Source organism: Sphaerisporangium sp. NPDC049457 (assembly GCF_055586705.1).
Window position 1 is genome coordinate 161,666 of the sequence record NZ_JBVJHR010000004.1, and the last position, 8,676, is coordinate 170,341.

The 8,676-nt window shown below is 68.6% G+C and carries 9 protein-coding genes; 2 read left to right on the top strand and 7 right to left on the bottom strand.

Features of this window, described 5'->3' with window-relative positions; genetic code table 11:
- Nucleotides 1–25 precede the first annotated feature (25 nt).
- The 3 genes from ACZ6QO_RS08305 to ACZ6QO_RS08315 form a co-directional block, all read right to left on the bottom strand.
- A complete protein-coding gene (locus ACZ6QO_RS08305; protein ID WP_465848872.1) occupies nt 26–403 on the bottom strand; it encodes an STAS domain-containing protein in 378 nt (125 codons plus the stop codon).
- 162 nt (nt 404–565) lie between these two features.
- Nucleotides 566–973, bottom strand: coding sequence for a four-helix bundle copper-binding protein (locus ACZ6QO_RS08310; RefSeq protein ID WP_465848874.1), 408 nt, complete (start codon nt 971–973; stop codon nt 566–568).
- Between the two features lie 221 nt (nt 974–1,194).
- Nucleotides 1,195–1,815, bottom strand: coding sequence for a TetR/AcrR family transcriptional regulator (locus tag ACZ6QO_RS08315; protein ID WP_465848876.1), 621 nt, complete (start codon nt 1,813–1,815; stop codon nt 1,195–1,197).
- Between the two features lie 90 nt (nt 1,816–1,905).
- Here ACZ6QO_RS08315 and ACZ6QO_RS08320 point away from each other — a divergent pair, with 90 nt between their 5' ends.
- Nucleotides 1,906–2,622 carry an SDR family NAD(P)-dependent oxidoreductase gene (locus tag ACZ6QO_RS08320; protein WP_465848878.1) on the top strand — a complete coding sequence of 239 codons (717 nt, stop codon included), beginning with the start codon at nt 1,906–1,908 and terminating at the stop codon, nt 2,620–2,622.
- Nucleotides 2,623–2,683: 61 nt separating this feature from the next.
- Here the strand turns inward: ACZ6QO_RS08320 and ACZ6QO_RS08325 are convergent, their stop codons facing one another.
- The 4 genes from ACZ6QO_RS08325 to ACZ6QO_RS08340 all read right to left on the bottom strand — a co-directional run bounded on the left by ACZ6QO_RS08325 (nt 2,684) and on the right by ACZ6QO_RS08340 (nt 6,604).
- Nucleotides 2,684–3,106, bottom strand: a complete 423-nt coding sequence (locus tag ACZ6QO_RS08325) for an ester cyclase (RefSeq protein ID WP_465848880.1) — start codon at nt 3,104–3,106, stop codon at nt 2,684–2,686.
- Nucleotides 3,107–3,414: 308 nt separating this feature from the next.
- Complete coding sequence (locus ACZ6QO_RS08330; RefSeq protein ID WP_465848882.1) at nt 3,415–4,050, bottom strand: CHRD domain-containing protein; 636 nt, start codon at nt 4,048–4,050, stop codon at nt 3,415–3,417.
- A 241-nt stretch (nt 4,051–4,291) separates the two neighbouring features.
- Nucleotides 4,292–5,494, bottom strand: a complete 1,203-nt coding sequence (locus ACZ6QO_RS08335) for an SGNH/GDSL hydrolase family protein (RefSeq protein ID WP_465848884.1) — start codon at nt 5,492–5,494, stop codon at nt 4,292–4,294.
- Between the two features lie 315 nt (nt 5,495–5,809).
- On the bottom strand, nt 5,810–6,604 hold the full coding sequence (locus tag ACZ6QO_RS08340) for an ATP-binding protein (RefSeq protein ID WP_465849181.1): 795 nt from the start codon (nt 6,602–6,604) through the stop codon (nt 5,810–5,812).
- A 1,160-nt stretch (nt 6,605–7,764) separates the two neighbouring features.
- On the opposite strand from ACZ6QO_RS08340, the gene ACZ6QO_RS08345 reads away from it, so the two are divergent.
- The gene (locus ACZ6QO_RS08345) at nt 7,765–8,586 is read left to right on the top strand and encodes a helix-turn-helix domain-containing protein (protein WP_465848885.1); all 822 of its coding nucleotides are present in this window, start codon (nt 7,765–7,767) and stop codon (nt 8,584–8,586) included.
- The last annotated feature ends 90 nt before the right edge of the window (nt 8,587–8,676 follow it).

Here is an 8,676-nt window from a genome sequence, read left to right on the forward strand (position 1 = left end):
GGATGACCGACGCCGCCATGCGTCCTCACCCCGGCGAGGACGCCTCCCGCAGAGCGTCGCCCAGTGTGGGGCGGATCTCGAACACCTTCTGCAGGCCGGTGATCGTGAGTAACCGCGCCAGCGTGTCGGGGACGCCGCTCAGCATGAACCGCGCGCCCTTGTCCTCGCTGCGGTGCAACGCCAGGACGAGCTCGCTCATCCCGACCGAGTCGCAGAAGGAGACCCCCGCCATATCGATGATCACCGGCGGCATCTCGGGCGACTCGCAGAGACGGTGCAACTCTTCACGCAGTACCGGAGCGGAGTGCAGGTCGAGTTCCCCGGCGGCACTGATGACGACGACGCCGTCCTGCGTGTGCGAAGAGGCGGTGAACAGCGCTTTCGGGTATGACGCGGCGGTCATGGTGAAGCTCCTTGTCACGAAATCGCAGGATGCGCGGGAATCGCCGGAATCGATCACTGCTCGCCGCTGGCCCTGTCCATCGTTCATCGCAGGGCGCCGGTTCTCACCGGGGCAAGGCGGACCGGCCTTGCCCCCCGCGTGCGCCGCCGTCACGGCGCCCGCTCAGCTCATCGTCGCCCGCAGGTCGCGGCAGGCCTGCTCGCAGGCGCGGCACGCATCGGCGCAGATGCGGCAGTGCTCGTGCATGTCGGCGTGGCTCGCGCACTCGTCGCCGCAGGCTTCGCACGCCATCGTGCAGGCGTCCAGGAGGGTGCGGCTGATGTTGGCGTCGTATCCGGTGTGCCTGGACAGCACGCGGGCGGTCGTGCCGCAGATGTCGGCGCAGTCCATGTTGGTGCGGATGCACTTCGTCAGCTCCGCCACCATGCCCTCGCTCAGGCACGCGTCGGCGCAGGCGGTGCACGCCTCACTGCAGGCGATCAGCGCATCGATCGTGGCCGCCAGCTTCGTCCGGTCGAGGTTGATCTCGGCTGGATAGGTCTCCAGCATCGGCATCGTGGTGGTGGTCATCGTTCGGCTCCTTCAGCTGCTCGGCGTGCTCGGGTCCGGCGGTCTGGATGCGGTCGACATCACCTCCGCGTTTCGGTCGGCTCGCCCGGCGACGTACGCGCCGGGTGGGCTACCCCCGGCCCGGCAGAAGAAACGGCGCGGGCGAAGTCCGTCGTCGGCGCCCGCTCGGCCCGGCCGCGGCCGTGGTGTCCGGCGAGGCTGGAGCACCCCTCCTTCTCACGCTACTCCCAGGCGCCCGGACCACGGTCGGAGGCCCCCAGCAGCGCCAGGCAGTTGCGCCACATCGCCTCAAGCTGGCCGGGGTCGTTGAGCAGCTTCGCGAACAGGACCCGGCCCTCCAGTTGCGCCACGATGGAGCGCGCGGCGTCCCGGGTGTCCGCCGTCGCGGCGGTGTCGCCGCGGTCGCGCGCCTCGGTGACGACCTGCTCGATCATGTCGATCTGCGCCTCGAAGATCTCCTGCAGCCGGCGTTGCATGTCCTCCGCGTGGCTGCTGAGCTCAAGCGCGAGGTTGCCGAACAGGCAGCCGACGACGGCGCCGTTGTCCCGCTGCCCGCCGCGCTGCACCGCCTCGGTCGCCTCGAACAGGTCGCGCAACCGCGCGAGCGGAGGACGGTCGCCGCCGAGCAGCTCGGTCCACTGCCGGCGTTGCTCGGCCCAGTGCTCGTCGATGACGGTGAGCGCGAGCGTCTGCTTGGAGTCGAAGAAGTGGTAGAAGCTGCCCTTCGGCACGCCCGCCGCGCCGCAGATCTCAGCGACCCCCAGGGCCGTGTAACCCCGTTGCGCGATCAGCGACCGCGCCGCGATGAGGATCTTTTCCCGTGCCTGCCCGCCGCGTCCCATGTTGCGAGTATACGACCAGTCGTCTACCTTCGTAGTAGACCGGTCGTCTCGAAACGGTCCTAACCCGTCTCACCTGCAAGGAAGTGCACCATGAACAGCAAGCACGGACAGAAGGTCGCCGTGATCACCGGAGCGTCCCAGGGCATCGGCGCCGGCCTCGTCGAGGGCTACCGCAACCTGGGCTACGGGGTCGTCGCGACGTCCCGCTCCATCGCGCCCTCGGCGGACGCGGGCGTCGTGACCGTGCAAGGCGACATCGCGGAAGCCGCCACGGCCGAACGCGTCATCGACGCGGCGCTGAGCCGCTTCGGCCGCGTCGACACCCTGGTGAACAACGCCGGCATCTTCATCGCCAAGCCGTTCACGGACTACACCCAGGACGACTTCGCCAACGTGATCGCCGTGAACGTCGCCGGGTTCTTCCACATCACCCAGCGCGCGCTGCGTCCCATGCTGGAGCAGGGCGGCGGTCACATCGTCGGCATCACGACCAGCTTCGTCGACCACCCCAACTCCAACGTGCCGTCCGTGCTGGCTTCGCTGACCAAGGGCGGGCTCGCCGCCGCCACGAAGTCGCTGGCCATCGAGTACGCGACCAGGGGCGTGCGGGTCAACGCCGTCTCGCCCGGAGTCATCAAGACCCCGATGCACGCCCCCGAGACGCACGAGACGCTCGCCGGCCTGCACCCCGTCGGCCGGTTGGGCGAGATCGGCGACATCGTCGACGGCGTGCTCTACCTGGAGTCCGCGTCGTTCGTGACCGGTGAGATCCTGCACGTCGACGGCGGCCAGAGCGCCGGCCACTGAACAACTCCACGCCCCCTCCGGCGGCCGGCGCCCGGCCGGCCTCGGAGTGGGGGCGAGGCGGTCAGCAGGTCAGCTGGCGGTGCAGCCGCAGGAGCTCCTCCACGTGGCGAAACTCGACGATCTTGCCGTCGTCGACGCGTATGAGGTCGATCCCGGTGAAGGAGACCCGCCGTCCGGTGGCGGGGACGCCGAACCAGTCACCGGTGTGGGTGCCGGTCATGCGCCAGTGGCAGACCACCCAGCCGTCACCGGTCTCCCCCTGATACAGCACCTCGTGACGGGTGCCGGTGAACCCGTCCCGGACGGCGGCGACCAGCAGTCGCAGGCCGTCGATGCCCGACTCGGCTCCCTGGACGGGATTGTGATCGACCATGCCGGGGGCCACGATGTCATCGACGCCCGCCACGTCGCCCTCGTCGAAGAGCCGGTAGACGCTGAGGGCGACGGCACGCGGGCTCGTTCGTAAGATGTCCTTAGCACCCATATCTACCTGCCAGAGAACCCGGAAACCGACCGCCGCGTGCCGAGCCCGCCACACGGACCCGCACCTCCGGCGCGGACGGCCGGCCGGCGGCGGACCCCTCGTGTACCAGTGAGCCATACCCCTCTGACCTGGGGCGACACTGATCGTGCCGTTCCCCTCGCGCGAGCGGGCCGTATCGATACCTGAACCTGTATCTGTTCCGCAACGCTCATCGCGACGAGCCCGGACCGGTGATCCCGGTCCGGGCTCGCGGTGTCCGCCGCTCTGCGCTCCGCTACGCGGGGCGGATCTTCACCCGCACCTGGTGGCTACCAGCGGCCGGTCTTGAGGAGCTGGCCGCGCACGGCGCCGTCGGCGAACTGCTTGGTGTGCAGGTTGGCGTACCAGTTCCTCGGGTTCTTCTTGATCCCGGCCAGCACGCTGCGGTCGGCGACCCGCACCGAGCCGAAGGCGGTGTTGCCACGGATCCGGCCCGCCGACAGCAGGTCGATCACGACCGGGCCGTTGACGCCGGCCTTGCCACGGTGGATGTGGAACGCGGTCGGCCTGCCGGTCCGCTTCCACTGCACCAGGAAGTACATCCGGTCGCCCTTGATCCGGAACTTGGCCACCGCCAGCCCGTCACGGTCGTTGACCTTCTTGCCCGGCTCGGGCACCTCGTTCCTGCCCCGCAGCACCGCACCGAAGTAGTAGTTCCTGGTCTTCACCGACGTGTGCCGCGCCACCGAACCGGCCGACGCGGCGGTAGCGGTCGTCGTCGCGGTCGCGGCGGACGCGGTCGCCGCCGGGGCGGGGGTGTGGCTGTGCCCGGTGTCGGCGCCGGCGGGGATCGCCGCGACGCCGACGGCCAGAGCCGCGGTCACCGCACCGGCCGCCACCCGGCCCGCCAGACGCTGCCAGGAGGTCTTGACACCGGTCATGGTGGTCATCTGCTCAACGTTCATCACAAATCTGCTTTCGTGTGAGGGTGTTCGCCGAATCGCTCGTTTCGGACACCGCAGACGTTAGGCCGACATCCACCGCGTCTATAGGTACGAATCCACACAACGCCCCGAGTATGCACAACGGCACACACTCCGCCTCAGAACTTCTCCTCGGTCGCTCTCCCGCAGGATGACGGGACGGCATGTTCGGCCTCACACAAAGGCCGGACGGAACCCCGGCCGCTGACGGCGGCCGACTCGCTCACTCCAAGCCGGAGCCGAAGCCGAAGCCCCCTGGAAGTGCAAGCGGCTCGTCCTCGAACAGGCCGACCGGCACGGCGTCGGCCAGGGCCTGATAGCCGGCCGGGTTGAGGTGCAGGTGGTCGCCGCCGTCGTAGGCGGGCAGCAACCGACGGGGATGCGCCGGGTCGCGGGCCGCCTCGTCGAAGTCGACCACCGCGTCGAACCGGCGGCCGGTGCGGATCCACTGGTTGACCGCCTGCCGGGACGCCTCACGGAACCCCCGCGGGTCGTCGTACATCTCGTTGTCCCCGAACGGCGTCAGCGTCGCGCCGTACGCCCGGACACCCTGCGCGTGGGCGCGGACGACCATCTGGTCGTATGCGGCGATCAGGTCGGCGGTGACCTGCTTCTGGGCGGCTTCGGTCGCCTCGGCGGTGCCGATGTCGTTGACGCCCTCGAAGACGAACTGCCACCGCACGCCGCTCTGCGCGTACACGTCCCGGTCGAGCCGCGCGAGCGCGTTGGGGCCGAGCCCGTCGTTCAGCACCCGGTTTCCGCCGGCCGCCTGGTTCAGGATCGCGACGCCCGCGGTGGCGGGGCGGGCGTGCAACCGGTCGAGCAACCGGTCGGGCCAGCGGTCGTTCATGTCGGTGGTCGAACCCCTGCCGTCGGTGAGCGAGTCGCCGACGATGGCGACCGCCGCGGTGCCGGGCGCGGACCACACCTCCAGCCCGCTGAGGAAGTACCAGTGAGCGGTGGAGGCCGCCCCGGGCAGGTCCTCGGCGTCGACATGGTCGCCGTTCAGCATGTGGGAGGTGGTCCTGGAGCCGGGGTGGGAGGTGATGCCGCCGGAGTTCTGCCCCTGTTCCAGGTACATCGTCACCGTGAGGTTGGACCGGGGGGCCAGCTCGAAGTCCAGCGGATCGGAGACGTACTGCGCCCCGGCCGGAATCACCACGGAGGACCGCCCGTGGAAGGTCACCGGCTGCGAGGTGCCCGCCTTGACGGCGCCGACGCCGGCCTGCCCGCCGGCCGGAAGCGCCACCGAGACCCGCGTGATGGGCAGCGGCGTGCCGCCGAAGACGTTGGAGAAGCGCAGCCGCACCCGCCGCCCGCCGACGGAGACGTGGACGGTCTGCCGCAACGTGCTGTCGGCGAGCACCAGCCCGTCCCGGACGAAGGGGGCCGGCGGCAGATCGTCGGGCTCAGTGAGCTGCGGCATCGACCCCCACGTACCGACCCAATGCCCGTTCACCCTCGGCATCACCTGGCCGCCCGCGCGACGATGCCCACGACCGCGACGACCACCGCAGCGCCCAACCGCATGACGGAGAACCCGCCTGCCCTCATGCTGGAGACCCCCCCTGCGCGCGACCCACGCCCACCACCGAACCCGGCTCGGCCCTGCCGACCGGACCGTACGTCACAGCGATCATCCGGTCAACGCCCACCCGAGCACACCTCAAAAGCACCGACTTCCGCGCCCCCATCACCGCAGAACATCCCCATGTAGCCCCGACGTGACGGGGAATCGCCGTCAGCCGACTTGAGATGTGTCCGCCGTCCGGGACGGCAGATGCCAGCGGCACCAGACCGTTTTGCCCTGGCCGCCGGGTAGCGGAATGACACCGGTGTCGTCGGCGAGGGCGTCGACGATGGTCAGGCCGCGTCCGTGCACGGCCTCGATGTCGAGGTCCAGATGGCGGGGCAGCTCGGAGCCGTGGTCGGTCACGCGGACGCACAGGTCCCCGGCGCCGAGCCACAGCGACAGCCTGACCGGCGGTTTCCCGTAGGTCACGGCGTTGGCGAGCAACTCTGCCACGGCGAGGACTACGTCGTCGGCGACGGTGGCCAGCGTCCAGGCGATCAGGACCTCTCTGACCATGGCGCGGGTCTTGCCGATCATCGACAGGTCGTCGGACAGGTCCCAGCAGGCGGTACGCAGCCCGCCCTCCTGCGTGTCTGGCATCGATGCTCCGTGAGGTGTCGGGGTGCCCATAAAGGCGGGGTAGGGCAGGAAACCGGGATCCTCGGCCTGCGCCACGCGGCCGCGATCAGTGCCAGAGCAGTCGCCCGGTACACGAGCGCGATCGGTGCCAGAGCAGTCCTCCGGCACGCGGGCCCGATCAGTGCCAGAGCAGTCGTGCGACACGCGGGCCCGATCGGTGCCGGAGCGATACAGCACCGCTTGTTCGGCCGCGCGCATCAGGTCGCGCAACTGCTCGGCGGTGCCCGCCTGGAGGAGCAGTGGTGGTTCGGGCAACGGCCAGGTGGCGACGGCGTAGAACCGCCGCGACCCCACGCCGTACCAGATCGCCCACGCGGGCTCCATCTGGTCCAACTGCTCAGCGGCGGCTCTTTGGGCCTGGTCCCACGGCCGAAAGGAGACCTGCGCCGGAGCCGCCCCCGGCCGATGCCGGCCCCGGGGACGTGCCTCCAAGGGCTGGCCCCGGTTCACGTCGCCGCCTCCTTACGCCGCCGATGCCGCCCACCGCCCCGTACTCCCGCCCCCGACACCTGCGACCGAACCACCGCCCCGGGACTCGCCGCGTCCGACAACACCCGCTGTGGGAGAAATTGGCGCGGAACGGGCGGCCGGACGTCCGACAGCGGGCGCACCGGCCTGGCGACCGTCGGCGGGCCGGACACTCCCAGGCGCCGCCGGGCTGCCATCCGAGCCTGAACCTGCGCGGGGGTGGGCTGTTCCCAGTCGTGATGAGGTCGGTGCGGAAGGCTCGCGGCCTCGTGCGCGTACGGCGGATACCCACACCAACGGCAACCAAGCGGCATCGGCGGCTCACCGGCATCCCAGCGAACACGAACGACACGAGTTCCCCTGCTGGTGCTGGGACGATGCCCCGTACTAGGGATGTTCATCGGATCGGACCTCCACCGATAGGAAGTTGTCTGGCCAGGGCTTCTCGCACCGACAGGGCGTTGTTCGATCGTCACTACTCCCACCGGCAAGGCGTTACTTGATCGGCGCTTCCCCCACCGGCAGGACGTGTCTGACCGGCGCTCCACCGATAGGGCGTTGTCTGACCGGCGCTCCTCCCGCCGGTGGCGCGTTGTTCGATCGGCGCCGGGACGGCGGGACGTGGGTCGGCGAATCCGGCGCCGTTGTACGGCGCACATCCGGCCCTCGTTCCCATGCACTGAGCCGCTCAGTGTGGCTTGCCGATAAGTGACAAGCTCGTATCTCGCCGCGAGGCCAACTATCCGCTGTAGATAGGGACAAGACAGATATCGATCTCCAATTTGCACCCCCTTATCTGGACATATCTGGCGATTCCTCTGGCGCTGCTGTATTGCATAGATGCATGTGCGGGAGTGACTGCCGCTGGCTACGTCGACTTTTGCTGATGCTCTTCACAGGGTGCCGCCAGGTGACTACCTTCTGCATCAAGAACTCGGACACACCGCTGTGACACTTCTGTGCCGCAAGCTGTGCCATTTTGTGTCCGGTAGCCCTCCACGTCGGACGGAGTCGAAATGTCGCTACGCCAGCAACGCGACCCAGCTATGAAGGCGCTCACCGTTTTCGGGGATGAACTTCGCGAACGCCGCATGCGGGCCAATATCACCCAGCAGCAGTTGGCGGAGATAACTCAATTCAGTCGAAGCCTCCTGGCCTTCATCGAGCGAGGGGAGCGCACGCCGAGCCGCAACCTGGCACAACGCTGCGACGATGCGCTGAAAGCCGGCGGAGAGCTGCTCCGCCTGTGGACCCAACTGACTCGGGATGCCAGTCCTCGGTGGTTTCGCGGCTGGCTCGAAGTCGAGCAAGAGGCGCACACGCTCCATACCTGGGAGCCTCTAGTCGTCCCAGGCCTTCTTCAGACAGAGGACTACGCGCGGGCCATCATTCGCGGAGAAGCTGGAATAACACTCGCGCAAGTGGAGAAAGCCGTACATGCCCGTATGGAGCGGCAGCAGGTCTTCGCTCGCGTGGCTCCGCCGATGCTCTGGGTTGTGATAGACGAGGGAGTGCTTCATCGACCGGTCGGCGGAAAAGAGGTCATGAGAAACCAGGCTCGCCGACTCCTGGAAGCCGCCGAGTCCCCGCATATCGGCGTTCAAGTTGTTCCCATGGCTCTCGGGATCACGACCGGGCTTCTGGGTGGATTCGTCATTGCTCAGATGCCGGATGCTCCAGATACGGTGTATATCGAATCCGCGACTCACGGACACGTGTCCAACCGCGCAGAAGACGTCAAAGTGATCCAGAGCAGCTACGACACGGTGCGGGCTGAAGCACAGCCCCAACCTGTCTCAATCAAGTTGATCAGGGAGGCGGAAAAGCTATGGACCTGAGCGAGGAACTGCGGAACGCAGCCTGGCGTAAGGCGACGAAGAGCGGCCCCAACCAGGGCAACTGCCTGGAGGTGGCGCCGCTGTCCGGGG

Excerpts from the sequence above, each read along its gene's own strand:
- ACZ6QO_RS08340 (WP_465849181.1), bottom strand. The coding sequence starts at position 6,604 with ATGGAGCCCGCGTGGGCGATCTGGTACGGCGTGGGGTCGCGGCGGTTC.
- ACZ6QO_RS08325 (WP_465848880.1), bottom strand. The coding sequence starts at position 3,106 with ATGGGTGCTAAGGACATCTTACGAACGAGCCCGCGTGCCGTCGCCCTC.
- ACZ6QO_RS08330 (WP_465848882.1), bottom strand. The coding sequence starts at position 4,050 with ATGAACGTTGAGCAGATGACCACCATGACCGGTGTCAAGACCTCCTGG.
- ACZ6QO_RS08305 (WP_465848872.1), bottom strand. The coding sequence starts at position 403 with ATGACCGCCGCGTCATACCCGAAAGCGCTGTTCACCGCCTCTTCGCAC.
- ACZ6QO_RS08320 (WP_465848878.1), top strand. The coding sequence starts at position 1,906 with ATGAACAGCAAGCACGGACAGAAGGTCGCCGTGATCACCGGAGCGTCC.
- ACZ6QO_RS08310 (WP_465848874.1), bottom strand. The coding sequence starts at position 973 with ATGACCACCACCACGATGCCGATGCTGGAGACCTATCCAGCCGAGATC.
- ACZ6QO_RS08345 (WP_465848885.1), top strand. The coding sequence starts at position 7,765 with ATGTCGCTACGCCAGCAACGCGACCCAGCTATGAAGGCGCTCACCGTT.
- ACZ6QO_RS08315 (WP_465848876.1), bottom strand. The coding sequence starts at position 1,815 with ATGGGACGCGGCGGGCAGGCACGGGAAAAGATCCTCATCGCGGCGCGG.
- ACZ6QO_RS08335 (WP_465848884.1), bottom strand. The coding sequence starts at position 5,494 with ATGCCGCAGCTCACTGAGCCCGACGATCTGCCGCCGGCCCCCTTCGTC.